20 protein-coding genes, 1 pseudogene and 1 riboswitch are annotated in these 25,684 nt (G+C 67.7%); of the genes and pseudogenes, 11 read left to right on the forward strand and 10 right to left on the reverse strand.

What is annotated here, in order from left to right; translation table 11 throughout:
- Positions 1 to 85: 85 nt before the first annotated feature.
- A complete protein-coding gene (locus G6N45_RS04640) occupies positions 86 to 667 on the forward strand; it encodes a TetR/AcrR family transcriptional regulator (RefSeq protein ID WP_163720605.1) in 582 nt (193 codons plus the stop codon).
- A 2-nt stretch (positions 668 to 669) separates the two neighbouring features.
- On the opposite strand, the gene G6N45_RS04645 is transcribed toward G6N45_RS04640, so the two are convergent.
- Positions 670 to 1,281 (reverse strand): TetR/AcrR family transcriptional regulator, encoded by a 612-nt coding sequence (locus G6N45_RS04645; protein ID WP_163720606.1) that lies wholly within the window; start codon positions 1,279 to 1,281, stop codon positions 670 to 672.
- Between the two features lie 96 nt (positions 1,282 to 1,377).
- Between G6N45_RS04645 and G6N45_RS04650 the strand changes: the two genes are divergently transcribed.
- From G6N45_RS04650 to G6N45_RS04665, 4 genes and pseudogenes are all read left to right on the forward strand, one after another.
- Positions 1,378 to 2,214, forward strand: a complete 837-nt coding sequence (locus G6N45_RS04650) for an alpha/beta fold hydrolase (protein ID WP_163720607.1) — start codon at positions 1,378 to 1,380, stop codon at positions 2,212 to 2,214.
- 32 nt (positions 2,215 to 2,246) lie between these two features.
- Positions 2,247 to 2,942, forward strand: a complete 696-nt coding sequence (locus G6N45_RS04655; protein WP_163727779.1) for an SDR family oxidoreductase — start codon at positions 2,247 to 2,249, stop codon at positions 2,940 to 2,942.
- 3 nt (positions 2,943 to 2,945) lie between these two features.
- A pseudogene (locus G6N45_RS04660) lies at positions 2,946 to 3,254 on the forward strand (integrase core domain-containing protein); the annotation flags it as partial.
- Between the two features lie 302 nt (positions 3,255 to 3,556).
- On the forward strand, positions 3,557 to 4,774 hold the full coding sequence (locus G6N45_RS04665; RefSeq protein WP_163720608.1) for a hypothetical protein: 1,218 nt from the start codon (positions 3,557 to 3,559) through the stop codon (positions 4,772 to 4,774).
- Between the two features lie 233 nt (positions 4,775 to 5,007).
- On the opposite strand, the gene G6N45_RS04670 is transcribed toward G6N45_RS04665, so the two are convergent.
- Together G6N45_RS04670 and G6N45_RS04675 are read right to left on the reverse strand one after the other, a co-directional pair.
- A complete protein-coding gene (locus G6N45_RS04670) occupies positions 5,008 to 5,160 on the reverse strand; it encodes a hypothetical protein (protein ID WP_163720609.1) in 153 nt (50 codons plus the stop codon).
- Positions 5,161 to 5,529: 369 nt separating this feature from the next.
- A complete protein-coding gene (locus G6N45_RS04675) occupies positions 5,530 to 6,618 on the reverse strand; it encodes a methyltransferase (RefSeq protein WP_163720610.1) in 1,089 nt (362 codons plus the stop codon).
- Between the two features lie 57 nt (positions 6,619 to 6,675).
- Here G6N45_RS04675 and G6N45_RS04680 point away from each other — a divergent pair, with 57 nt between their 5' ends.
- The 4 genes from G6N45_RS04680 (at position 6,676) to G6N45_RS04695 (ending at position 13,610) form a co-directional block, all read left to right on the forward strand.
- Complete coding sequence (locus tag G6N45_RS04680) at positions 6,676 to 9,201, forward strand: excinuclease ABC subunit UvrA (protein WP_246228876.1); 2,526 nt, start codon at positions 6,676 to 6,678, stop codon at positions 9,199 to 9,201.
- 164 nt (positions 9,202 to 9,365) lie between these two features.
- Positions 9,366 to 10,673 carry a GlnX family signal transduction membrane protein gene (locus tag G6N45_RS04685; RefSeq protein WP_246228878.1) on the forward strand — a complete coding sequence of 436 codons (1,308 nt, stop codon included), beginning with the start codon at positions 9,366 to 9,368 and terminating at the stop codon, positions 10,671 to 10,673.
- Positions 10,673 to 11,614: a glutamate ABC transporter substrate-binding protein gene (locus tag G6N45_RS04690; protein ID WP_163720612.1), complete on the forward strand. Its 942-nt coding sequence runs from the start codon at positions 10,673 to 10,675 to the stop codon at positions 11,612 to 11,614. The genes G6N45_RS04685 and G6N45_RS04690 overlap by 1 nt, the downstream gene beginning before the upstream one ends.
- Position 11,615: 1 nt before the next feature.
- The gene (locus G6N45_RS04695) at positions 11,616 to 13,610 is read left to right on the forward strand and encodes a serine/threonine-protein kinase (RefSeq protein ID WP_163720613.1); all 1,995 of its coding nucleotides are present in this window, start codon (positions 11,616 to 11,618) and stop codon (positions 13,608 to 13,610) included.
- A gap of 50 nt (positions 13,611 to 13,660) precedes the next feature.
- Here G6N45_RS04695 and G6N45_RS04700 read toward each other — a convergent pair whose 3' ends face one another.
- On the reverse strand, positions 13,661 to 15,097 hold the full coding sequence (locus tag G6N45_RS04700) for a DUF4407 domain-containing protein (protein ID WP_163720614.1): 1,437 nt from the start codon (positions 15,095 to 15,097) through the stop codon (positions 13,661 to 13,663).
- Positions 15,098 to 15,183: 86 nt separating this feature from the next.
- Here G6N45_RS04700 and G6N45_RS04705 point away from each other — a divergent pair, with 86 nt between their 5' ends.
- Together G6N45_RS04705 and G6N45_RS04710 are read left to right on the forward strand one after the other, a co-directional pair.
- Entirely contained in the window at positions 15,184 to 16,485 is a 1,302-nt protein-coding gene (locus G6N45_RS04705; protein ID WP_179965271.1) for a DUF2786 domain-containing protein, read from the forward strand.
- Between the two features lie 69 nt (positions 16,486 to 16,554).
- Positions 16,555 to 17,808: a hypothetical protein gene (locus tag G6N45_RS04710; RefSeq protein ID WP_163720616.1), complete on the forward strand. Its 1,254-nt coding sequence runs from the start codon at positions 16,555 to 16,557 to the stop codon at positions 17,806 to 17,808.
- A gap of 70 nt (positions 17,809 to 17,878) precedes the next feature.
- Here the strand turns inward: G6N45_RS04710 and G6N45_RS04715 are convergent, their stop codons facing one another.
- The 6 genes from G6N45_RS04715 to G6N45_RS04740 all read right to left on the reverse strand — a co-directional run bounded on the left by G6N45_RS04715 (position 17,879) and on the right by G6N45_RS04740 (position 25,541).
- On the reverse strand, positions 17,879 to 20,017 hold the full coding sequence (locus G6N45_RS04715) for a DNA gyrase subunit A (protein ID WP_163720617.1): 2,139 nt from the start codon (positions 20,015 to 20,017) through the stop codon (positions 17,879 to 17,881).
- Positions 20,018 to 20,025: 8 nt separating this feature from the next.
- Positions 20,026 to 22,059 (reverse strand): toprim domain-containing protein, encoded by a 2,034-nt coding sequence (locus tag G6N45_RS04720; RefSeq protein ID WP_163720618.1) that lies wholly within the window; start codon positions 22,057 to 22,059, stop codon positions 20,026 to 20,028.
- Between the two features lie 63 nt (positions 22,060 to 22,122).
- Positions 22,123 to 22,680, reverse strand: a complete 558-nt coding sequence (locus G6N45_RS04725) for a nucleoside/nucleotide kinase family protein (RefSeq protein ID WP_163720619.1) — start codon at positions 22,678 to 22,680, stop codon at positions 22,123 to 22,125.
- Positions 22,667 to 23,449, reverse strand: coding sequence for an energy-coupling factor transporter transmembrane component T family protein (locus tag G6N45_RS04730; RefSeq protein WP_163720620.1), 783 nt, complete (start codon positions 23,447 to 23,449; stop codon positions 22,667 to 22,669). The genes G6N45_RS04725 and G6N45_RS04730 overlap by 14 nt, the downstream gene beginning before the upstream one ends.
- Complete coding sequence (locus G6N45_RS04735; protein ID WP_163720621.1) at positions 23,446 to 24,933, reverse strand: ABC transporter ATP-binding protein; 1,488 nt, start codon at positions 24,931 to 24,933, stop codon at positions 23,446 to 23,448. Before G6N45_RS04735 ends, G6N45_RS04730 begins: the two co-directional genes overlap by 4 nt.
- Complete coding sequence (locus tag G6N45_RS04740; RefSeq protein ID WP_163720622.1) at positions 24,930 to 25,541, reverse strand: ECF transporter S component; 612 nt, start codon at positions 25,539 to 25,541, stop codon at positions 24,930 to 24,932. Before G6N45_RS04740 ends, G6N45_RS04735 begins: the two co-directional genes overlap by 4 nt.
- A riboswitch (TPP riboswitch) is annotated at positions 25,531 to 25,641 on the reverse strand. (Overlaps the previous gene by 11 nt.)
- Between the last annotated feature and the right edge of the window lie 43 nt (positions 25,642 to 25,684).

Here is a 25,684-nt window from a genome sequence, read left to right on the forward strand (position 1 = left end):
GCTCGCGCGTGGTGCGGCCGGTTCGGTATACCGTTCGGTCTACCGCTACTGGCCACCGTAGTAAACCGATTGGTATATTGCAAGCATGCGTGTACGTGACCGACTCACCACCGCGACCGCCGAGCTGATGCAGCGTCACGGCGTCGCGGGGACCGGCATCGCCCAGATCCTCGATGCCAGCGGCGTGACCCGAAGGTCGATCTATCTCAACTTCCCCGGCGGCAAAGCTGAACTCGTCGCTGCCGCAACGCGCTCCGCGGGCGAAGAGATGGCCGGCACCATAGGTCGGTGCGTCGACGAACCCGATCCCGTCGCGGCATTCGCCAGCATGTGGAGTGACGTCCTGATCAGCACCGACTTCGAGGGCGGCTGCCCGATCGTGGCGGCGGCGTGCAGCACCGATGAGGCACCCGAGGCCGCCGTCGCGGCTGCCGAGGTGTTCGCGCAGTGGGGCCGCCTGCTCGCGGAACGACTCGCGCGTGACGGAATCGCGGAAGACGTCGCGCTGTCACTGTCGACGACGGTTGTCGCCGGGCTGGAAGGATCGGTCATTCTGTCGCGCGCCGCACGGTCGACGAAGCCGCTCGAACAGGTCGCCCAGCATCTCGAGGAACTGATCGCCGTCAACCGGCCGCCCACCCGGCCGACACGGCGCGCGACCCGCTGAGTTCACCGGTGCCGCGCCGCGCGGCGGGCGATCGCGTCGTCGAGCAGTTTCTGCGCGGCTTTGGCGGCGTGTGTCCACGGAGCGACGTCGTTGAGAGACGTGGACAGCGAGGCCGCGCCTTCGTAGAGGACGGCAAGCTGGAAGCCCACCGCCTTCGCGTCCGCGGCGCCTGCCTGGCGCGCGAGATCACCCAGGGCGTCGATGTAGCTCCTCTTGTGCGCCTCGACGATCTCCTGCACCTCGGGCATCGCGCCGGCAGCCTCGACGGCCGCGTTGTGAAACGGGCACCCACGCATCACTCCCCCGGCGGGAGGCGTCTCGAAGAGAGCCAGGATGCGAGCCCTGGGGCCGGACGTCGTCGTCGGATCGGGGTGGACGGGATCGCCGACACTCTCCCGGATGGTGCGAAGATACTCCTCGACTACGGCCGTTTTACTCGGAAAGTGTTGATAGAGGGTTCGTTTCGACACCGAAGCTTCGGCGGCGAGTCGCTCCACGCCCGTCGCATTGACGCCCTCCTCGTAGAAGAGCCTGATCGCGGCGTCGAGGATGCGCTGGCGCGCACCGCGGCCGCCGCGCGCGGCCGTGGGAGGCGCCTCTGCCTGCTTGCTCATGGGCCAGAGTATACCGTCCGGTTTACATCATGTATGGAGGCGTGTAGCGTCGACTAAAGTAAACCGAACGGTATACCAATTAGGGAGACGTAAGACATGATCGCGACGACACACAGGGACGCGCCCACCAGAACCATCGACGTCGGCGGTACCACCTTCGTGTACCGCGAGATCGGTGGGGACAGCGGCGTACCGGTCATCTTCCTCAATCACCTTGGCGCCGTGCTGGACAACTGGGATCCGCGCGTGGTCGACGGTATCGCCGCCAGCCACCGCGTCATCACCTTCGACAACCGCGGGGTCGGCGCATCGGGCGGCAGGACGCCCACCACGGTCGCGGCGATGGCCCGTGACGCCGTCGCCTTCATCCGCGCGCTCGACCTCGAAAAGGTCGACCTTCTGGGATTCTCCCTGGGCGGCATAGTTTCCCAGGAGATCGTCGCGCAGCACCCGCAGCTGGTGCGCAGGCTCATCCTCGCCGGCACCGGCCCGGCGGGAGGCACGGGCATCGACAAGGTCACCGGGGTGACCATCAGCGACACGGTGAAGGCCCTGCTGACCGGCATAGACCCGAAAGAGAACCTCTTCTTCACCACGACGGCGAACGGGAAGTCCGAAGCGAAGCGCTTCGTCGCGCGGCTCAAGGAGCGGACCACCGACCGGGACAAATCGATATCGCCCATCGCCTTTCGCGCACAGTTGAAGGCCATCCACGCCTGGGGTGTCACGCGGCCGGCCGATCTCTCGCAGATCACCCAGCCCGTCCTGGTCGCCAACGGTGAGGACGACCGGATGGTGCCGACGAGCAACTCCTATGACCTCGCCCGCAGGTTGCCGAACGCACAACTGAGGGTCTACCCGGACGCCGGACACGGCGGCATCTTCCAGTTCCACGAGCAGTTCGTCGCCGAAGCGCTGAAGTTCCTCCAGTGACGACCCACGACCCCGACGACCAGGAGAACGACATGACCTCACTGCAGAACCAAACGGTGCTCGTCACCGGAGCCAATCGCGGTATGGGACGTCACTACATCCCCCAGTTGCTCGACCGCGGCGTCGCCAAAGTGTATGCAGCAGCGCGAGACCCGCGCCTGATCACCGTCACCGATCCTCGGGTCGTCCCGATGGAGTTGGACGTCACCGACGAGAACTCGGCGTCGGCGGCAGCGTCGGTCGCGACCGATGTCAGTGTCCTGATCAACAACGCCGGCATCATCCGCGGGGCGTCGGTGCTCGATCGTGACTCCACGAAGCTCCGAGAGGAGTTGGACACCAACCTCTTCGGACCCCTCGCCCTGGCGTCCGCCTTCGCCGAGCAGATCGCCCGGAAAGGCGGCGCCATCGTCAACGTCGCCTCGGTCCTCTCCTGGTTGCCCGTCGGCGCGAGTTACGGTGTCTCCAAGGCAGCGGTGTGGAGTGCCACCGATTCGATGCGCCTCGAGCTCGCACCGCGCGGCGTCCAGGTCCTCGGCGTGTACGTGGGTCTCGTCGACACCGACATGGCATCGTTCTCGGACAGTCCGAAGTCGGACCCTGCGGACGTGGTGCGGCAGGTTCTCGACGGGATCGAGGCGGGAGCCGACGAGGTGCTCGCCGACGAGTTCACCCGATCGGTCCGCGCACAATTGAACCTGCCGGTCGGGCAGCGCCGGCTCGGCTGAACAGTCCACTCTGATAAGGGCAGCCAGTTTCGGTCGCGAAGATTCGTCCACGCACTGTCGCACAACGGATTACACGGATCGATGGGACGCATCGGTGCGTGCGGGGATAACGCCGCCGTGGAGCCGTTCTTCGCCCTGCTGCAGCGCAACGTCCTCGACGGACGACGGTGGGCCACCCGCGCCGAACTACGCCTGGCGATCGTGGCGTGGATCGGGCGGACCTACCACCGACGCCGTCGGCAACGCGCGCTCGGCAGACTCACCCCGATAGAGTTCGAACTGCTCCACACACCCGTCGCAACCGCGGCCTGAAACCCACACCCCGCGAGTCAACTGAAGTCGGGGCAGTCCCCTTCATGGCGGTGATGGTGGCCCGGAGGCGTGCAGCTTTCCTGGGCGCACAGTTCGGTTAGGTTTGTCCGACCCTCCGACCTCGACAGGGACGGCCCCGGCTTCCTCTTCCGCACCATGGTGCCGATTCTGTACGCACTCCGTGCAGCCCAAGCCCTTTCTCGGACAGGACTTTCGCCCCTAGTCGCGCACGGCCAGGAACACCAGGATTTGTGGACATAGCTACCGGCTTTATAGCTGTTTCACTCTGAGGGGCAATTGTCATGCAGATAGCAGTTCGTCCATTCGTCACCACGGGTGTCGCGCTGGTGGGGGCCAGTGTCATCGCCGTCACACCCATTGCACCGCCGCCCGAGGCCGATATCCGGGTCGCCAACCCGGCGGTGCAGTTGACGGCGGCCGAGAACCCCTTTGTGCTCTACTCTCAAGTCGCCTTGGACGCGCTCACCAACATCTCTCAACTGGCGGGCTCATATTTGGAAAAACCGTTCCCGATCATTCAAGCGATCCTGGGATTGCCAGTCACTTCCCCGGTCGGTATCAGCCAGGCGTGGAACGACGTCTGGGTGTCCATCTCGTATAACTTGTATAGCGTTGTTCTCGAGGGATTAAATGCAATCTATTACCTCGGAAATGCCGAGGGTCCGATTGATCTGTTGAACGCGATCATCGACATCCCGGCGCATATCGCGAACGGTCTGCTCAACGGAGCAACCTACCCGGACATGGTTTTCTGTCCCTGTTCCGGACTCCTCAATCCCGGCTACCTCGGGCATGGAGTACCTGCCGTCACCGGTAGCCCCGGTTTTATTGGTGCTCTCATCGCCCTAGATCGGACAGTCGGGGCGGCCATCTCGGACCTGTTCCATCCGTTGTCGTCTGTGCTGGCCCCGGTCGATGAGCCACCCACGCCGGGGTCGACCACGCTGACCCTGAAGACCGGCGCGACGCCGAATAGGCTTATTGATACTTTCATCGCCCGACATCCGGCGGTCGGGGCGGCCATCTCGGACCTGTTCCATCCGTCGTCGCCTGCGCTGGCCCCGCTCGATGAGCCACCCACGCCGGGGTCGACCACGCTGACCCTGAAGACCGGCGCGACCCCGAACAGCGGCGCGACCCCAGCCGATCAAGGACCGGCCACGACTGACGTCGCCACCCATGCCCAGCAAGGCCACGACACGGCAACCGCAGCGACCCTGAATGCAACCAGCGGACCTGCCAGTGCCCGATCCAACGCAGCCACCCAAGCAGAGCAAGGACTCGACACCGCAACCTCGGTCATCACCAAGGCCACGACAGTGAAACGTGGTGGCACCAAGATCGAGCCAGGCAAGGTGGCGGGAAACGGCACCACACCGAGCGGCGGCCTGACAAAGGCCGCCAAGCCCGGTACCCGTTTCAGGTCCACGGTCTCCGAAGCCGGTAATGGCTTCAAGAAAGCCGCCAACACCACCAGCAAGAGCAGAGGCAACCGCTAAATCCCCAGCGGCAACACGTAACAACCCGGAGCTCGCGGTCGCGGGCTGGGCCGTGGCGTTTGCGCATGGTGGTGATCCTCGCAGTTGGCGGCTGCGCACGGTTTTTGGCCGCACAGCTGGCGGTTGGTTGTGCGGTGTCGGTCGGAGCCATCGGCGGAAGAACGGGCACGTCCAGCCGCGTCGGCAGTCGCAGGCGGCTTGGACGTACGCGACGAACCCGCTCTCGTAGCGGCTCATCGTTCGTATCCCAAGCGGACGTTTTCGTCGATGCGGCGCAACTGTTCGGCGGTCGGAGTGAACGGCTCGGCGTGGTTGGTTTCGCCGATGGTGACGGACGAGATCACGCCGCGAATGGCATCTTTCTCGGTCCACACCTCGACGTGCACACCCTGATCGATCCACAGGTCCCTGCGTACATCCGGGCGGTGTTGTACAGCGCCGCTTGGGCGTTGGAAAACTTCCCCGGTTTCAGGTGTAGCCGACTGCCGTCGGTGATCCAGCCGTAGGGCAGTTCACCCTTGCGGCGCATCTTGAGGGCCTGGCGCGTAACCCTGCTCGGACTTGGGCACCAGGCCCCGCGACATCACGCGGTAGAACAGTCCGCGGACGGTGACCGGTTCTTCAGCTCGGGCGATCGTATAGATCGCGGCGTTGATGTCGTCGAGTTCAGCCTTGCTCCGCCGATACCGACCACCGTCTATAGCACTAGTCCCGTAAACAGATGTGGTCACCGCCCACCCAGCCAACGACGGCGGCTAGATCTTCTCGGCCTCGATCAGATCGTGCGGGATGACCGAGAACGTCCGGCCGGTGGGGCGCAGGCCGGCTCCGCTCAGCAGGTCGGACAGTTCGGCGGTCGAGCGCAGACGTCCGCCGTCGCGTTGGGTCAGAGTATGCAGGTCGAGGAGCGGGGAGAACGCGTTCGGCCGATGGGGTGGCTGGAGGTACTCGATCACCACGAGCCTGCTGCCACGGGGCATGCTCGCCGCCACCGCGCTGAGGATCTTCGCGCAGCGTTCGTCGTCCCAGTCGTGCAGCACGTCCTTGAGCAGATACACGTCGGCGGTGGCGTTGACGGCGCGGAAGATGTCGCCCTCGACGCAGTCGACGCGGTCGGCCACACCGCGCTCGGCGAGGAGTCCGCGCGCTTCGGTGATCATCCCCGCACTGTCGACCAGGACCCCGCGAACGTTCGCACGCGACTCCGCGACGATCACCGACAGCAGCGTGCCGATCCCGCCGGCCACGTCGCACACCACCGCCCCGTCCGGCCACGGATAGACCCGCGTGATGGCGCGGGCACTGATCTCCGTGGCCTGTCGCATCGTCGCCGCGAACACGCGTTCCTCGTCCGGGTGCGCGGAGTACCACTCCCACACCGACATGCCGTGCACGAGCTCGAAGGCGCTGCGGCCGCTGCGCACGCTGGCGGCCAGGCCACCCCAGGCATCGACGGTCGACCGCATCCCCTTGTAGCGCATCCATGCCCGCAGCGAGGCGGGGTGGTCGCTGCGCAGCACCGCTCCCATGCGGGTCAGCTTCACCGCCCCGGTCCGGCGGTCCATGGTGCAGAGACCGCATGCGACTGCGCCGCGCAGCAGGCGATGCGTGGTGTCGTCGTCGCAGTCGATCCGCGCGGCGATCTGCGGCGCGGTCATCGGGCCACCGGCCAGCACGTCGGCGATCCCGAGCTCGGCGATGGCTGCGGCGACCTGGACGCCGCCGACACCCTCGCCGAGGTCCAGCATCGCGATCTGAGGCGGCACCAGCATGTCGGCGAGCTGCTTGAGCCTGCGCCGCAGGGCGAGCGTGGCCAACACCACGGGCAGAGGTGTCGATGCCATCCGAGAAGGTTAACCGCGGGTGTGGTCCATAGTCGCTGGTCCTACACAATGGACCAGGTGGACGGCGCTACTGGTACAGGCACCCGCGAAGCCGACCCCTATCTGCGCGTCTACGCATCCCGTGTGCACAATCTGAAGACCGTCGACGTTGCCGCCCCGCGGGACTCCTTCGTGGCGTTCACCGGGGTGTCCGGATCCGGCAAGTCGTCGCTGGCGTTCGGCACCATCTATGCCGAGGCCCAGCGCCGCTACTTCGAGTCGGTCGCGCCGTATGCGCGCCGCTTGCTGCTGCCTCAGGACGCACCGAAGGTCGACGACATCACCGGGCTGCCGCCGGCGGTCGCGCTGCAACAGCGCCGCGGCACCGCCACGTCGCGGTCGACCGTCGGTACCGTCACCACGCTGTCGAACCTGCTGCGCATGCTGTTCTCCCGCGCCGGAACCTATCCGCCCGCGGCCACGGAGCGACTGGATTCCGATGCGTTCTCGCCGAACACCTCGATCGGTGCGTGCCCGGAATGCCACGGTCTCGGGCGCATCCACGAGGTGACCGAGCAGACGCTGGTGCCCGACCCGTCGCTGACCATCCGCGAGGGTGCGGTGGCGGCCTGGCCGGGCGCCTGGCAGGGGCAGAATCTGCGGGACATCCTCATCACGCTCGGCTACGACATCGACAAGCCGTGGCGCAAACTGCCCAAGCGGCAACGGGAGTGGATTCTGTTCACCGAGGATCAGCCCACCGTCGAGATCGATCCGAGCCAGCACCCGGTCACCGCGGATTACTACTACAACGGCACCTTCTCCAGCGCCGAACGCCACGTTCGCCATACGCTGGCCAACTCACAGAGCGCGGCGATGCGGCGCCGGGTGCTGCAGTTCGTGCACAGCACCGACTGCCCTGTCTGCGGCGGATCCGGGCTGCGGCCCGAAGCGCTCGCGGTGACATTCGCCGGCCGCAACATCGCCGAGTTGGCGGCGCTGCCGCTGACGGCGCTCGCCGAGGTTCTGTCGCCCGCGGCGACCAGGACGCAGTTCGCCGCGGCCTACGAATCCACCGAGTCGGGTGAATTCACCGAAGTGGCAACCATGATCGCTGCCGATCTGGCGGCCCGGATCGCCGTTCTGGTCGACTTGGGCCTCGGATATCTGAGCCTGAACCGCCGCACACCGACGGTGTCGCCCGGCGAGCTGCAGCGCCTGCGGCTGGCCACCCAGCTGCGGGCCGGGCTGTTCGGCGTGCTCTACGTGCTGGATGAGCCGTCGGCTGGGCTGCATCCGGCCGACGCCGAACCGCTGCTCGATGTGCTGGACCGGCTCCGGCGCGCCGGGAATTCGTTGTTCGTGGTCGAGCACGACATGGATGTGGTGCGCCGCGCCCACTGGATCATCGATGTGGGCCCCGGCGCCGGTGAGCTGGGCGGCGATGTGCTCTACAGCGGGCCGGTGGCCGGCCTCGCAGACGTCGAGTCCTCGGCCACCCGGCGGTTCCTGTTCGCCGACGGGCCGCCCACCCGACGATCCGCCCGCACGCCGACTGGCGTGATGCGGTTGTGCGGCATCACGTTCCACAACCTGCGCGATGTCGACGTCGACATACCTCTCGGCGCGTTCGTTGCCGTCACGGGGGTCTCGGGGTCGGGCAAGTCGACGCTGGTTTGCAAGGTCCTCGGTGATGTGATGGCCAGGCAGCTGGGCAGGTCCGTCGACGCCGCCGACGACGCCGCCGACGGTGATGCCGAACTCCTCGACATCGACGTCGACTCCAGTGCGGGGGTGACCGTCGAGGGCGCCGAGATGATCGGCCGTCTCGTCACGGTGGACCAGCGGCCGATCGGACGCACTCCGCGATCGAACCTGGCGACCTACACCGGGCTTTTCGACGCTGTCCGCAAGGCCTTCGCCGGCACCACCGAAGCGCGTAGGCGGGGCTGGAGCGCGGGCCGCTTCTCGTTCAATGTCGCCGAGGGCCGCTGCGCCACCTGTCAGGGAGAGGGGTTTGTCGCGGTCGAGCTTTTGTTCCTGCCCGGCACCTACGCCACCTGCCCGACGTGTGGCGGGGCCCGCTACAACGAGGAGACTCTCGAGATCACCTATCGGGGCCGGACCATCGCCGACGTACTGGCGCAGACTGTCGACGAGGCCGCCGACTTCCTGAGCGATCTCCCCGGTGCGGCAAGGAGTTTGGCGACTCTACGTGATGTCGGCCTCGGCTACCTGCGGCTGGGCCAACCGGCGACCGAACTGTCCGGCGGCGAGGCGCAACGCATCAAGCTGGCCACCGAGTTGCAGCGCGCCAAACGCGGCCACACCCTCTATGTCCTCGACGAGCCCACCACGGGGCTGCACCCGGCCGACGTCGAGCTACTGGAAGATCAGCTGCACCGCCTCGTCGACGCCGGCAATACCGTCGTGGTGGCCGAACACGACATGTCGGTGGTGGCCAGGGCCGACCACGTCATCGACCTCGGACCCGGCGGCGGGGACGACGGCGGTGCGGTCGTGGTGGCCGGCCCGCCGGCAATGGTCGCGGCCGACAAGGTGAGCCGCACGGCGCCGTATCTCGCGGCGCAGCTGGCTCCTTGATTGCAGGACCAACCCGATCCCTGCGGTGGTTTCAGTTACTCGAGTATCTGGGCAGCCGTCGGCTATGTGCAACCACGTCCGGAATTTGCTTTCGGGGGCTACCGTGCGATTGATCGGCACTGGATGGAGGCGTCCAGGCCCAACGTGCGATGAGGTGATGTCACGTGGGCAGCAGTGGGCTGGCGCAGCAGCGGATGCGCACACTCGACGAGTCCGTGCTCGTCGACGAAGAGGAGGCAGACCGGCCGGTCCTCGACTTCCTCAGAGCCACACCGGGCCGGCTGGCGTTGGTAGCCGTCGTTCTGGTGGTTGCGGTGCTCGGCGTCGGTGCGGCCGCATCGAAGACGGTTTACGACCGGCAAGGCCAGCTGGAGACCCTGCGATCGCGCACCGAACCCCTTGCGGATGCAGCCCAACGGATCTACAGCGCACTCTCGTTCGCGAACACGAGCGCGGCCACCGGGTTCCTGTCCGGCGGCGTCGCACCCCGTGACGTTCGCGAACGGTACGACGCCGCTGTCGGGCAGGCGTCTGCCGGCCTGGTCACCGCTTCGAATGGCGTGTCGCCGAACGATGTTCACTCGTTGAGAATGCTGACTGACGTCTCCAATCAACTGGCGGTGTACACCGGGCTCGTGGCGACTGCTCATGCCGGTAACCGCGCAGGCAACCCGATCGGAGTCGCCTACCTCAACGAATCATCGGCGTTGATGCAGCAGGGCATCCTGCCGGCCGCCGGACAGTTGTACGCGAGCCAATCCGATGCCGTCACCACGTCGGGGCGCTCCATCGGCCCGCCCCACGTCGTGATCGCGACGGGCGTACTCGTGCTCGTGTTGCTGGTGCTCGCCCAGGTGACGCTTGCTCGGCGCAGCCATCGTCGGTTCAACCCCGGATTGATGCTCGCATCGGTGTTGATGGCGGTGCTGGTGGTGTGGCTGGCGGTGGCCGGGCTGGCGTCTGCACACGCCGCAGGCAATGCGCGGATGCAGGGCGGTGAGCCGATGAACACGGTGGTGAAAGCACGGATCCTCGCACAGCAAGCCCGTGCGGAAGAGATCCTCGGGTTGCTCAAGCGGGGCTCCGACTCGATGTCCGACATGAGATTCGATGAGCGGACCGCACAGATCGGGTGGTTGCTCGACGAGCACAGAGTCGACGGGGCGGCGAAGGCACTACACGGCTGGATGCAGTCGCATGAGGAGATCCGGAGCACGTTGGCCGACGGCGACTACGGGGGCGCGGTAGCGATCGCGCAAGATGACGCGCCGCAGCACTCAACGGTCCAGTTCACGCAATTGGACACGGCACTACGGGACGAGATCACCGAACTGCGCGAACGGCAGCGCCAAGGGATCGCACAGGCCTACACCGCGCTGAATCTCCTTCCGTTCGGCGCGGCGGCGATCAGTGTGTTGGCGGCGCTGGCGGTGGCCGCCGGCATCGCGCCACGACTGAGTGAGTACCACTGATGCGTACGATCGCAGGGGTCCTGGTAGTGGTGTCGACGCTGGTCGGCGGCTGCGCCAAGGCGCAGCCGCTGACCGACGTGGCCGCCTCGCTGACCACACTGCCGATGCCCAGCGGGGCCGAAGTGGCGCCGTCCGTGTCCGGCGCCGCGGTCGAGAGTTGCGATGCCACCGCGAGTTTGCGCCCTTCCTCTGAACCCGAGCCCACAGTCGATGCGATCCGGCGGCGCGGCCGAGTGGTCGTCGGCATCGACCAGAACAGCAATCCACTCAGCTTTCGCGATCCGGTGACCGGCGAATTGGAGGGCTTCCTCGTCGACCTCTCCCGCGAGATCGTCCGGGACCTCGTCGGCGATCCCGGCAAAGCCGATTTCCGTCTGGTTTCGGAGCCCGACCGCATTCCCGCCGTGCAGAACAAGACCGTCGACATCCTGACGAAAGCGACGACCATCACCTGTCCACGTGCCGAGCAGATCGCCTTCTCCACGGTGTACTTCGAGGGAAGCCAACGGCTGCTGGTGCCACGAGGGTCGCCGGTGCGGGGGCCGGCCGATCTGGCAGGCAAGCGGATTTGCTCCGGACTGGCGACGACATCCATCGCCACCGTCGCCCGGGTCGCACCGGCGGCGACCATTCTCGGTGTCCCGAACCTTGACGACTGCCTGGTTGCGCTCCAGCAGGGTCAGGCGGACGCGGCCAGCACCGACGATGTACTTCTCGCGGGCATGGTCGCCCAGGATCCCAATCTGGAGATCGTCGGGCCGCCTCTGGAAGCCGAGCCGTACGGCATCGGCATCAACAAGGCCCAGGACGACCTGGTGCGAGCGGTCAACGCCAGCCTCAACCGGATTCGAGACGACGGGACGTGGGTGGTGCTGTACCGCAAATGGCTCAGCGCGCTGGGCCCCCCGCCGACGCCTCCGGAACCGAAGTACCGGGATTGACATGGAACGGATGGAGGGAACGCGCGCCGTCCTGGTCACTGACTCGGAGCCGGTCAGGGTCGAGCCGACCCGCCCGCGACTGCGCACGGGTCGACGGCGGATCGGCGGCGGTCTGGTCGAGATCCCGATCCGCCAGGACATCGAGCCCGCCAGTGCGATCCTCACGAATCCGGTTCTGGAGGAATCGAAACGGGAATGCGGCAGCTGCGGGCATCCGGTGGGGCGAACTTCCGGCGGCCGGCCGGGGGAAAGCGAAGGTGTATGCCCGCACTGCGGCACGTTGTTCTCGTTCACACCACATCTCGAAGCCGGCGAGTTGGTGGCCGATCAGTACGAAGTCCAAGGCTGCATCGCCCACGGCGGCGTCGGCTGGATCTATCTGGCGATCGATCGCAACGTCAGCGATCGGTGGGTGGTCCTCAAGGGTTTGCTTCAACCGAGCGGACAGCAGGCGCAGGCGATCGCCGTTGCCGAACGCCGATTCCTGGCCATGGTCAACCATCCCAGCATCGTCAAGATCTACAACTTCGTCGAACACCCGGGTTTCGATGGCCGGCCGGTCGGCTACATCGTGATGGAGTACATCGGCGGCACAACGCTGCAGGCCCTTCTGGCGCAGCAGCGGGCGGAAGCGCAGCAGGGCCAAGCCAAGCCGATGATGCCGGTGGAGGAGGCACTCGGCTATCTGCTCGACGTCATGCCTGCGCTGTCCTACCTGCACTCACTGGGGCTTGTCTACAACGATCTCAAGCCCGAGAACATCATGCTCACCGAGGACAACGTCGAGCTGATCGACATGGGTGCGGTTTCGGGTATCGGAGACTGCGGATACATCTACGGCACCAGAGGATTTCAGGCACCCGAGATCGTGCGAACCGGTCCGACCGTGGCGACCGATATCTATACGGTCGGCCGAACGCTGGCTCAACTGACCGTCGACATGTCCGACAGCCGCTATGCGGAGACTTTGCCCGACCGCGACGGCGTGGCCGTTTTCCGACGTCATGAATCGTTATACCGGCTGTTGGTGCGGGCGACGAATCCCCGCCCAGCTCAGCGGTTCTCGTCCGCTGACGAGATGGCCACCCAATGCAGGGGAGTGCTGCGTGAAGTTCTCGCGGAGCAGACCGGTGTGCCGCACCCGGGGACGTCTGCGCTCTTCGCCATGCACGGCTGCGAGTTCGGAGCGGATCTGGCGCCGCAGCGAACCGACGTCCTTGTCGATGGCCGTATGCACATCACTCAGCTTGGCGCTCGTGATGTCGCCCGTGCGTTGCCGACCCCGGTCCCGACCGACGACCCGGAAAGCGATTGGCGGATGGACTGGGACGACGGGATCGCCGCGCTGGACGGAAACCTACCGGCAGCGCTGAAGTGTTTCCACAGGGTGGTCGCCGCGGTACCCGGCGAAGCCGCGCCGAAGATGGCGTCGGCCGCCACGGCCGAGCTGATGCTCGAAATGGAAGACGCGGAGGATGCCGAGCCGCTGCGGCAACTGTGCGAGCAGTACTACCGGACACTCTGGCGCACTGACCATTCGATGGTGAGCGCGGCGTTCGGGTTGGCTCGCCAACTCGCGGCTCGCGGCGACCGGGCGCTTGCCATCGATGTGCTCGACGAGGTCCCGTTGACGTCGCGCCACTACGGCGAAGCCCAACTGACAGCTGTGTTGATGCTGCTCGACGGGAAAATTCTCGCCGACATCACCGAAGCCGACCTGCGCGATGCGGCGAAGCGAGTCGGCCAGCTGTCCGCGACGGAGCCGCGGGCGCTGCAGGTGCGTGCGATTGTGCTGGGTGCTGCCCTCGATTGGCTTCGCGCCGGCGCGATCCCTGCCACCACCGACTCGATCCTCGGACAGTCATTCGACGAAGAGGGATTGCGAATGGGTACCGAGGCAGCACTTCGAGAACTCGCGCGCCATTCGCCGCGCAGACGTCACCGTTACACACTGGTCGACCTGGCGAATTCGATCCGACCGCCCAGCTGGATGTGACGTGAGCCCGGAATCTGACGTCGGCGATGACAGTCCCCGCAGCGCGGTGGCTAGCCCGACGAGGGCAGTTCACGCTTGCCGCTGTCACCACGGGTCTCCCGGCGCGGCAAGCGCTTCGGACCTTCGACGGCGACCGAACCGGCATCAACGACGGGCGCAATTCGCGATGCGTCGACCCGGTATGCTGTCGGCCCGGCCCGTTCGGCGGTTTCCTCGGACGTCACCGCCACGCGATGGCTGCGCCGCAGGCTGATGTGAATCTCCTCGGTCTCCTCGAAGACCTCCCGTACCGCGCGCAGCGGCTTGGTCGTCGTGTCGATGGCACTGACAATGATCGGCGGCACGAACGGACGGACCCAGCGCATCGCCGCCCCGGCCACGTCCGGCACTGCCGGCAGCACCGATCGCTTGCCTGGCCGCGGCTGCGTCACAGCGGGTAGCCGCTCGGGGGCCTCGTCAGGCGACGCATCGGCGGACAACGCCGGCAATTCCTCAGTCCCCGACTCCGCCGATACCCCGGGAACCCGTTCGGATGCCACCGGGGTCGGCGCCTCTGACGCCGCGGCGACGCGACGGCGCTGCTCTTCCCGATCGATCTCGGCCTGCGCAGCGATCTCCAGGCGGGCGCTATCGAGTTCGTGCTCGGCCCAGAGTGTTTCGACGGCCGCACGCACCTCGGCCCGCTTCACAGCGATCGCGGTGTCGGCCTCCAGGTCCGCCCGCTCACGTTGGTCAAGTGCTGCCGTGCGGCGATCCTCTGAGGTTCTCGCCCGCGAGAGCCGGAGGATCAACGGCAGGAGGAACAACACCACGAACAAGCCGACTACTAGAGCCCGCAACACCGTCGCTGCAGGGCTCCCGAGCGTGTGAGCGTTCATCGCCAACCACCGCGCGCCGAACCCACGGTCGGCACGGGCGATCGCGGCGTCGCGTGCCTGCGTGAGCGCACGCTCTTCATCGGCCACTGTCGCGTCGAGCGCAGACGCGAGCCGGTTCCGTTCGGACTCCACCGTGTCGAGCCGATGCTGTGCGTCTTCGAGGAACGCGTCCGCCGTGCGCTGCTCCGGTCCGCTGCCGGGCACCCCGGTGATATGCGTCTGCGGGCACTGCGGTGCCGCGTTGAACTCACATCGGGCGACGACCAGCGCCTCGTCCCGCTCACGGCCCGCCCTCGCCACGGCGTCATCGAGAGCCGTACGGGCCTGCCTCGCCTGGTCCAGATCGTTCGACGTCGCGACGACGGCGGGTGTCGAAGCGGCACTGCGCGCGGCTTCCTCGTCGAGTCGGCGGTCGCTCGAGCCGGCGAAGATCACCACGGCCGCCAGCTCGCCGGCGACAACACCCGCCACGACTGCGGCGGTCGCGTACGTCAGTCCGCGCGGCCACGTAACAGTGGCATTGAAACGCTTGTCAAACATCGGAACTCCATGAATGTGGGGCATGTCGATTTTCGGCGGAACCATCACGCCAACGGGAATGTGGGCCATCGTCTCACACCCTGATGCCCCTCGCGCGCACCCTGGTGGCACGCGCCGCCGACCGATTGTCGGACCCTCGCGCCAGACTTGCCGACATGGGCAAGCGCAACCGCGAGCGGCGGACGGCCAAACAGAAGCAACGGCGTCGGTCGGCCACCGAACGCGAACGCAGACGGCCTGACCCTGAGCAGGATCGGACGCAGCTTCTCGAACGCCTGATCGTGGCCTGGCGTACCGCTGCCGGCACCCCCTCACCGTGGCGCGCGAGTGAAGTCTTGGAGAAGTCTCGCGGCTACGAGCGCGAACTTGACGTCACGGCCGGCCTTGTTGTGCACGAGGCCATCCGGGCGGCGTGGGAGCGCGGATGGTCGCCGACGGACCTGCACGAGGTCGCGCGCCGCAGGGCGGACGGCGCAACCGTGCGCTACCTCGACGAAGCCATCGTGCTCCAATCTCGGCAGTATGCGGCAGCGGCGCTGCACCCACAGTGGCGCGCGCAGCTGGCGGACATCTCAGCGACAGTTGGGCCGGCGGGGGCAGAACCGCAGATGTGGCGTTGGGCTGTTGCGCAATCTGTCGACGAGCGCACCGCGGTGACCGTCGTCCTGTCCGTACTGCACCTGCTGGACCGACTTCCCGCGATCGCGGCGCTGCTTCCGCTGCCCGGTGCGCACCGCCATGCACCCGCGGTGGTCGCCGGGGTCGACGAGGTCGACGAGAAGATGCTCGCACGGGTACGCGCACTCCTCGCCAAGGCTGAGGCCACCGAGTACCCCGACGAGGCCGAGGCGCTGTCGGCCAAGGCACAGGCACTCATGGCGCGGTACTCCTTGCAGGAGGCGGTTATCGATCACGACCGCGGGCGGAAATCGATCGCCACGTCACGCCGAATCTGGATCGAGAACCCCTACGTGGCAGCGAAGGTGGGCGTCGTACAGGCAGTCGCCCAGGCCAATCGGTGCCGGACGGTATGGATCAAGAATTTGGGTTGCGTCGTCGTTGTCGGCGCGGAAACCGACCTGGATCTGGTCGGGCTGCTCAGTACGTCGCTACTGGTGCAGGCGAGTCGGGCGATGCTGCTGGCCGGACGTCGGCATGCGGTCCGGGGCCAGACGCGCACCAAGTCGTTCCGGCTCTCCTTTCTGGTCGCCTACGCCAGCCGTATCGGCGAACGGCTCGGTGATGCGAGTTCGTCGGTGACCGAGGAATTTCGACGCGACGATCGGCTGCTGCCCGTCCTGGCGGCGCGCAACCGCGCGGCGGACGAAGCATTCGCCCGGTTGTTCCCCAGTACCGTCGCGTGCCCTCTGGTGGGTTACGACGCCGTCGGTACGGGTGCCGGGCGCGCGGCGGCGGACACGGCGGTCCTCGACATCCGAGACGCGATCGCGGGCTGATGCCCGGCCATACAGGACGACCACGCCCGACGGCGCCCGAATCCGCGGCGAACATGCGATCCTCGGACAATGGCGCGAACGTGGTTGTCGGTGACGGTCGAGCTGCTTGGGGGCCGCGGCGAGGAACTGTGGCCGTGGCCCGGCCGCGTGTTCGTCGTCGGCCCGTCGCACACCTTCATCGACCTCGCGAACGCCATCAACGACGCCTTCGCCAGGTGGGACAGGTCGCACCTGTCGATGTTCACCCTTGCTGATGGACGAGTGGTCACCGACGCGGAGACGGGGGCCGAGATCGCCTCGTGGGGCGTCGGGCCGGTCGCGCAGACAGTGGACATCGAGTCGGCCAAGGTCGCTCGAAACGTCACTGCCGGCACGGAGTTTCAATTCGTCTTCGACCTGGGTGACGAGTGGACCCACCGCTGCGTGGTCGGCGACGGCAAGGTCGACCCCGTGGACACGCTGGGAATCACGCCCAAGAAGCCACTGCCCTACTGGGGGTGGGGCAGCATCCCTGACCAGTACGGGCGCCGGTGGGCCGACGATGATGGGCACAGCGAGATTCCGAGCAGGCCCGGCCGACCGCATCCGATGCTGCTGCACGCATGGCCCGGACCGAACCAGGCTCCGATCGATCTGAGCGAACTGCGCGCTGCTGTCGGAGCAGGAGACGCAGCGCGTGTCCTCACGGCAGTGGAAGGACGTGACGTCGACGACGTGCTGCAACTGGTAGGCGCCGCCCTACTCACGGCACTGGAACAGCAACAGGAGAGTGCCAAGCCGGTGGCGCTCTCGATCATCAATCGACTGACGCTGCGCGCCGGCCCGGGTGACGACGTGTTGGCTGAGGATCTGCTTGCGTGTCTGCGCGAAGAACCGCTCGCCGGACGGGTGGTGCCGGCCGACCTCGAGATGCTCGCTATCACACTGGAAGGGGACTTCGACCTTTCGAGCGGCGGCTACCTCGACCTGCAGACCGGCGACGTCTACGGCGACAGCAGCACCGATCCCGCGATGGTGGGCGAGGATGCCGCCATAGACGTCGAAGAGGAACCACACCGTTGGCTACGGTTCGACAGCGTCGGCTCGCGAGACGGCTGGGATGACATGGCGGCTTTCGCCGCGCGGAATCACGATGTGGCACTACGGGTTCGGCTGGAACGGTCGATCGAGGGAAAGGGCGCCTTCCGCCGGTTCCGCGACATCGTCCACGAGGAGGGTTTCGCCCAACAGTGGCACGCATTCTCGACCGACCGCCAATTGGGTCGTGCCCGTGCCTTTCTCGCCGGGGAGGGCATCCGCGTGGGACGTAGGCCCACTTGTTGACTTCATTTCGCACCCAGGCGCTGAACTGCGGGTAGGCCCGCCGTGAATGAGTTGTCGGCCGCCGCCGCGCCTACCCAGCCGGCGTCACGTCCGCGCCGGAACCCTTGGACGAAGCCTTCGAGCGCTTCTCCGCCCGCACGGCCTTCGTGCCGCGCACGTACCCGGTCGCCGAGACCGCCGCCGCCAACAGCGCGTCCTCACCGGCGACGAACGGGTGGAATCCGACACCGGCGCCGCCGCGGCCCTTGACGGGGATGTCCGCGACCTCGGTGACCTTCCAGGCCTTCCCGGAGATCGACAGGATCGCTTCACCATTCCCGCACGTCAGCGGCAGCGCGGCGATCACCTCGTCGTCGTCTCCGGCCAGCTTGACGCCGGCCACGCCGTTGCCGGCCGCGCCCTGGGGGTTCACCGCCGCCGGATCGATCCGCAGCACCTTGCCGCGTCGTGTCACCAACGCCAGATGGGACCCGGGTGCGAGGACCCCCGACCGGACCAGTCCCGTGATGTCGGGTGCCACCGGGATATCGCGGATCTTGAACGGCAGGCCGTTGCCGTTGGTGAACTTCACCCGGCCGTCGGTCCAGACCGCCCAGCCCAGACCGGAGGTGAGCAGGTCGCCGTGGCTGTCGGAGAACACCCCTCGGTCGTCGAGGCGCCACGCGGGGTTGGTCTTGCGCTCACGGGCGCCGTCCTCGTCGGAGCCCGACACCGTCGGCGTCGCCTCGAAGTCCAGCACGGTGCGACGGTCGAACTCCGCGCCCTTGAACAGCTTGGCGGTCTCCACCAGTTCCTGGTCGATCACCTTTCGGCGCGCATCAGGGTTCGACACCAATTCGGTGAGTTCGGCGAACTCGGCGTCCAGCTTCTCGGCTTCGGCCTGCAGCTCGATGACGTCGAGCTTTGTCAGACGGCGAAGCTGCAGCGCCAGAACGTAATCGGCTTGTTCGGTGTCGATGCCGAACCGTTCCTGCAAGCCCCGGCGGGCGTCATCGACGGTGTCGGATCCTCGGATCACCGCGACGGCGGCGTCGATGTCCAGGTGGATGGTCATCAGGCCCGCCACCAGGTGACGCCGCGCGGTGACCTTCTCCAGGCGATACTCGCTGCGGCGCAGTACCACCGAGTCCCGTAGGTGCAGGAACGCGGCGATCAGTTCGCGCACCGACCACCACCGCGGCACCCGATCCTCGTCCAATGCGACCAGGCTGGCGGCGAACGTGGACTCCAGCGGGGTCAAGGCCAGCAGCTGCTCCCGGATGGTCTCGGCATCGTGTCCGCGCTTGGCGGTGACGACGATCCGCAGTCCGTTGCGCCGGTCGGTGAGGTCGGACATGTCGGCTACGCCCGGCATCTCGCCGGACTCGACCAGAGCCCGGATCCGTTCCTGCACAGTGTTGCTCGCGACGCCGGGCGGGAGCTCGGTGATGATGCAGTTCTTGCCGTCGACCGAGACCGTGCCCCGCACGGTGAACGCGCCGCGGCCGGTGGTGATGTACTCGCGCAGTCCGGCGGTGCCGACCACGGTGGCGCCGCACCCCCAGTCGGGACCGGGAATCAGCTTGAGCAATCGGTCGTCGGTCATGTTCGGGGTCTTCAGCAGCGCCCGGCAGGCGGCCATGATCTCCCGCGGATTGTGGGCAGGTACCTTGGTGGCCCATCCTTCGGCGATGCCGACCGCGCCGTTGCAGAGCAGCACCGGCCACTGCGCGGGCAGCACGGTCGGCTCGATCCACTCACCGTCGAACGTCGAGACCATCGGCACCGCATGGTCGTTGAGCTCGGCGGTCAGTGCCGCGCCGGGCGCCGACAACCGCATCTCGGTGTAGCGATCGGCTGCCGGGATGTCGCCCTGGATCCGGGGGAAGGCGCCCTGCCCGTCGATGACCTTCACGCGCTGGAACTCTGCGGCCATCAACGCTGCGGCACCGTACATGGACGCACCGCCGTGCGGGTGCAGATTTCCGGTGACCGCAGAGCAGACCTTCGAGGACTTCTGCGGCTTGTTTCCGGGCAGCAGTCTCGAGTCGTGCATCTGGTAGAGCAACCGCCGTTGACCGGGCTTGAGACCGTCGAACGCGGACGGGATGGCGCGGTCGCTGACGCTGTAGAGCGCGAAGGTCAGCTGGTAGTGGTTCCAGTAGTCGTCGGCGCTCTGGTCGAGCACCAGGTCTGGGTTCTGCTCGGGAACGTCCAGGGTGGCGGTCACGGATTCTCCTACGTCAGGTCCAGAGCGGCGGTGTCGACACGGGCGGCCACCTCGGCCATCCATGTACGCCTACCCTCGGGCGGCCCACCGAACAGGGTGTGGTGCAGTTTCGGGTCGCCGTCGTCGAGATGGACGCGAATGACCGTGCGGCGCTGCGGATCCAGCACCGTGTTCCAGAAATCGTCGGCATCCATCTCGCCGAGACCCTTGTTGCGCTGGACCTCCACCTTGCGTTTGGAGGTGGCCTTCAGCTGGGCGACCGCGGCGTCGCGCTCGGACTCGTCCTGGCAGTAGATCCGCTGCTGGCCGTCCTTGACCACGAACAGCGGCGGCAACGTCACGTAGACCATGCCCGCTTTGACGAGCGGCCGGTAGAAGTCCAGGAACATCGAGATGAGACTGGAGTTGATGTTGCCGCCGTCGGGGTCGGCGTCGGAGGCGAACAGGATCCGGTCGTAACGACACGACTCGGGGTCGCAGTTGTCGCGGACCCCGCAGCCCAGGATGCGCTCGATCGAATCGAATTCGTCCTTGACGCGCGCTTTGTTCACGGTGAATCCATAGACGTTGGGCGGCTTGCCTTTCAGCGGGAACGCCGCCTGGAACGTGGCGTCGCGCGCCGCCTTGATCGTGCCCAATGCCGAATCGCCCTCGCACAGGAACAACTCGGCGCCCGACCCGCGCCCGGTCTCGCGGCTGGGGAGCAGCTTCGGCGGCAGCGACAGGTTGGTCCCCAGGCCCTTGGCTTTCGACGCCGCCCGGGACCTGGCCTTGGCGCCCTCGGCGCTGCGCCGCGCCCGGGCTGACTCCAGAGCCAACTTCGTCCACAGCGACACGGCGTCTGCGTTACCGGGGTTGGCCGCCCAGATGGTGACGCTGCGCGCCACATCCGGAGCCATCGCCACGTTCAGCGAGCGCGAGGACACCGCAGTCTTGGCCTGGGAGTCCCACGACACATCGGGTGCCCGAGTGTCCACGGCCAGCGCGGTCACCGCGGCGAAATCCTGTGCCTCCGGCCCGTCTTCGCCCTTGGCCAGGCCCAGGTCACGGATGCGGGACGCGCGATCGGCCAGCGCCTCGGACAGCCCCTTCACCGCGGCGGTCAGGTGAGATCCGCCGCCGGGGGTGCGCACGGTGTTGCAGAACGCGGCGACGGTCGCCGGCTCGGCGGGTCCGGCGGTCAAGGACCACCGGAACGGCGTCGGACCGCGCCCGGTGGTGTACTCGCCGCGGCCCTCGACCACTGCCCGCACGCCGGGCACGGGAGTGCCCGCGGCGGCACACATGAGGTCGAGAAGGGTGTCGGTGCCCCACGGGCCGCGGAAGGCCTCGAGCAACTCGGGCCTGACCTCGTCACCCGGCCAGCCCTCGTCGATGACGGTCAGGTGGACCCCGGGCGACATCCGGGACGCAGCGTGCGCCCGCAGCAGCACCTCGTTGATGTCCACGCTGCTGTCCGGCACGACGGCGGGGTCGAACAGGATGCGCACCGTGGTGCCGTGGGCATCGGGCTTGCGGTTGCCCGAGCCGCGCAGCTTCTGCGTGTCGGCCCGGGTGAACGGGGCATCGGGGTCGAAGTCCTTGCCCTCGAACACGCCGGGGTAACCGCCGCCGAAGCTCTGCAGGTAGGTCTTCCCGGCCCGGCGCACGGTCACGTCGGTGCGCGCGGAGATGAACACCGCGGCCGCCGCGCCGATCCCGTTCAGGCCGGCGCCGGTACTGGCAGCGTCGGAGTGGGCGGAGAACTTGCCGCCCGCCCGTGCGGTGCCGAGCGTCTTGACGATGCCGTTCTTCCCGTTCACCGGGTCGGTGTCGACGGGAAGGCCGCGGCCGTCGTCGGCGACGCTGACGGACCCGTCGGAGTGCAACGTGATCGTCACGGTGGTGCCACCGTGGCTGGGGTCGGCGACCTCCTCGATCGCATTGTCGACGATCTCGCGCAGCGCGGTGTTGAGCACGTCGAGACCGAGATTGACCGCCGGCCGCAGGCGTGTGTGCTGGACATCGTCGAGCTCGGTGATGTCGGCGGCGGTGTAACTCACTGCGCGTCCCTTTCGGTCATGGGTGTGCCGCCAAATGGTAGACGTCAGGACGGACATCGCGGCTCAGCTGTGGCGCAGTGTCCAGATCCGTCCTCCCGGCTTCTCCGTCACGATCCAATCGGCCTGAGCCATCGGTCGATACGTCTGCATGTACTGCACCTCCTGGGCGGCCCAGCGCTCCCAGTGCGGCCGGTAGTTCTCCCCGTCCCGCTGCAGCGCTCGCCGTTTGCGCTCGTCGTCGGCGGTGTCCACCCAGATGCCGAGGTCGGCCAGGGCGCGGTTGGCCGCGGTCAGCGCGCCCACGCCCTCGACGATGAGCCGCTGTCGCGACTCGACCACATGCCGGTCCGCGGGGGCGTTCGTCGTCCAATCCCACCCACGCCATCGGCCGGCCCGGCCCATCGAGCGCGGCGCAAGCAACTCGGTGTGGATGTGGTCGACCGCCCACGCCAGGCCGTCCCAGCCCGGGTAGATGTCGTCGAGCCGGACCACCACGCTGGCGTCCCACACCCGGTGCAGCTCCTGGGCCAGGGTGGTCTTGCCCGAGCCGGACCGCCCGTCGATCAGGACGGTCCGGGCACCGCTGTCGGCCAGGCGCCGCGCGAGGTCAGCGACTTCCAATGAAGTTCCAGTGGCCCGTGGCGACCGACGTCGTGATCGCCACCGCGACGATGACGAAACCCGAGGCGATCAAGGCGATCTCTCGCCGGCCGAAGGGGGACGGCCGTGCCCAGGTACGCGTGGGATGGGCGCCGAACCCGCGCGCCTCCATCGCCGTGGCGAGCATCGATCCGCGCCGCACCGCGAAGACCAGCAGCGCGAACGCCTGCCCCGCTGCCCGCCGGACGCGGGCATGGTCGGCGACACCGCGTGCGCGACGGGCGTATCCGAGGTAGCGCCAGTCCTGGCCGAGCAGCTCGGTCATGCGTACCCCGGCCAGCGCGCCGAGCACGAATCGGGCCGGTAGCCGCAGCACCTGCCCCAGACCGTCGGCAAGCTCGGTCGGATCGGTGTCGATGAACAGGAACACCGCGGGCAGCGCGATCGCCAACACCCGCAGGAAGGTTGCCAGCGCCAGCGTGATGGAACCGTCGCTGACGGTGATGAGCAGGAAGTGCCAGTGCACGACGCCGCTGGGCTCCCCGTAGAGCACGATGGTCACCGCCGTCAGCGCGGCGGCGAACACCAGGATGGCGCCGCGGTTGCGCAAGGACCCCAACGGAACTCGCATCGCCGCGAGAAGAATCACCTCGAGGACCAGAGCGGTCGACGCCGACACCCAGTCAACACTGAGCACCAGGCCGACGGCGATGATGAACGCCGCCGACAGCTTCGCGACGGGATTGATCTGCGCGCCGGGAAGCGCCGGTGCGTCGACGACGGTGCTCACCGCGGGACCGCCACGGCGTCCGACGCCGAGTGGTGCAGGTCGATGTGCTGATCGGCGAGCAGCGCGGCGAAGTCGGCGTCATGCGTGACGGCCACCACGGCGGTGCCCTGATCGGCGATGTCGGCGAGCAGACGCAGCAGTTCCTCCCACGTGATGCGATCCTGGCCGAAGGTGGGCTCGTCGAGGATGATCATGTCGGGCCGGGTCGCGAGCACCGTCGCCACCGAGAGCCGACGTTGTTCGCCGCCGGACAGGGTGTAGGGGTTGGCCTGTGCCAGATGTGTCAGGTGTAAGCGATCCAACAGCTCGTCGCACACAGCGGCGACGGTCGCGCCGTCTCGTCTCAGCGCGCGGGGGCCGAGGGCGAGTTCGTCCCGCACGCTGCCGGTGAGGAACTGGTGCTCCGGGTTCTGGAAGACACTGCCGATGCGAGTGAGCAACTCCCGCGACCGCCACCGCACCGGCTCGCGGCGATGCGCCGACGGTGCGAAGTCACGCTCCGCTTCCAAGCGCCCACCGCGCGGCGGCAGCAGCCCGCCGACGGTCAGCGCCAGTGCCGACTTGCCCGCCCCGTTCGGTCCGGTAACGACTGTCGTTGTGCCCCGGGCGATCTCGAAATCCAGACCCGCCGATGGCGGGCCCGACGGGTAGCCGACGGACAGGTCGGCGGCCCGCAGCAGAGGCGTGCCCGCCGCGCGGTCGCGGGTGAGCACCGGCAAGGCCAGCCCGGGTACCCACACGCCGGCGCGCCGCAGATCCTCGCGTTGCCGGTCGATGACATCGGCAGGTGCGCCGTCGGCCACGACCCGTCCGTCGCGGCCCAGCACGATCACCCGGTCGACGACGGGAAGCCATACCGCGGTGCGGTGTTCGATGACGATCAGTGTCGAGCCGCTCTGCTCGACCGCGGATGCGACCGCGTCGCGGACCTCGCCGACACCGGCGGGGTCGAGGTTGGCGGTCGGCTCGTCGAGCAACAGCAGACCGGGATCCATCGCCAGGACGCCGGCCAGCGCGAGGCGCTGCTTCTGGCCGCCCGACAGGTGCGAGGTGTCGTGGTGCACCGGGAGTTCCAGGCCCACCGCGGCAAGCGCCCGTCGTGCCCGCGGCCAGATCTCCTCGCGCGGGACCGCGAAGTTCTCCATGCCGAAAGCCACATCGTCGCCGACGCGGGAGAGGATCACCTGCGCATCCGGGTTCTGCAGGACCATGCCGATACGGCTGCGGCGCTGCGCGGGCGCCACACCGTCGACCAGCAGGGCGCCCGACTCGTCGCCGTCCTCGTCGCTGTCGAGCAGACCGGCCAGCCCCTGCATCAGCGTCGACTTGCCCGAGCCGCTGGCCCCGAGCAGCAGGACCCGCTCGCCGGGCTCGATGGTGAGGTCCAGCCCGCTCAGCGCCCACCGGGTGCGACCGGCGTGGCGCCAATGCCACTCCCTGGCGGCGACGGCGACGCCGCCGGACGGTCGGTGGGACGCGGTCACGACCGGGCGTCGGCGGGCGCGACGACCCGGCCCGACGCGAAGCGGGACAGTGCCCCGGTCTTGGCCAGACCCCGCACCGCGTACCACGACAGAGCGCCCGCGACGACCGCACCGGACGCGATACCGGAGACGACGTAGATGGCCGAGAAGGTCGCGCTCGAGCCGGGATACCACAGGATCAGATCGTTGATCCCCATCGCCAGGCCTGCGGCGGCTCCGGCCAGCACGGCGACCGGCAGACCCCACCGCCGGTACAGGAACGCGGCGAAGATCACCTCGGCCGCCAGGCCCTGCACCAGCCCCGACTCGATGGTGAGCACGCCCCACTGGTTGCCGACCAGCGCCGACACCACGGCGGCGACCAGTTCGCCGTAGAGCGCCGCCCCCGGTTTCCGGATCACCAGGGCGGTGAGAACACCGGCGAACAGCCAGCCTCCGCCGACCAGGCCTTGGAGGCCGGGCAGCGCTGCGCTCAGTGGTGCGCCGATCGGGTTTGACGCGATGTTCCACAGGACGAACACCAGCCCGGCGGCGACGGCGAGCACGCTGGCGACCACGATGTCGACCACGCGCCACCGGTACACCGGACGAACGGATTGCGAACTCATCTTCACTCCCTACGCCGGCATTACCCGGTCAGGTTCTACGGTCGACGGCCCGTTGCCGTCCTCTCAGCGCACGTGCGGGTGCGCTCCCGTGTGGTCAGGAATCCGACGGTAGTCCAGCAGGGCGGGTGTTGCCAACCAATTCG

The organism is Mycolicibacterium psychrotolerans, from assembly GCF_010729305.1.
Taxonomy (GTDB): domain Bacteria; phylum Actinomycetota; class Actinomycetes; order Mycobacteriales; family Mycobacteriaceae; genus Mycobacterium; species Mycobacterium psychrotolerans.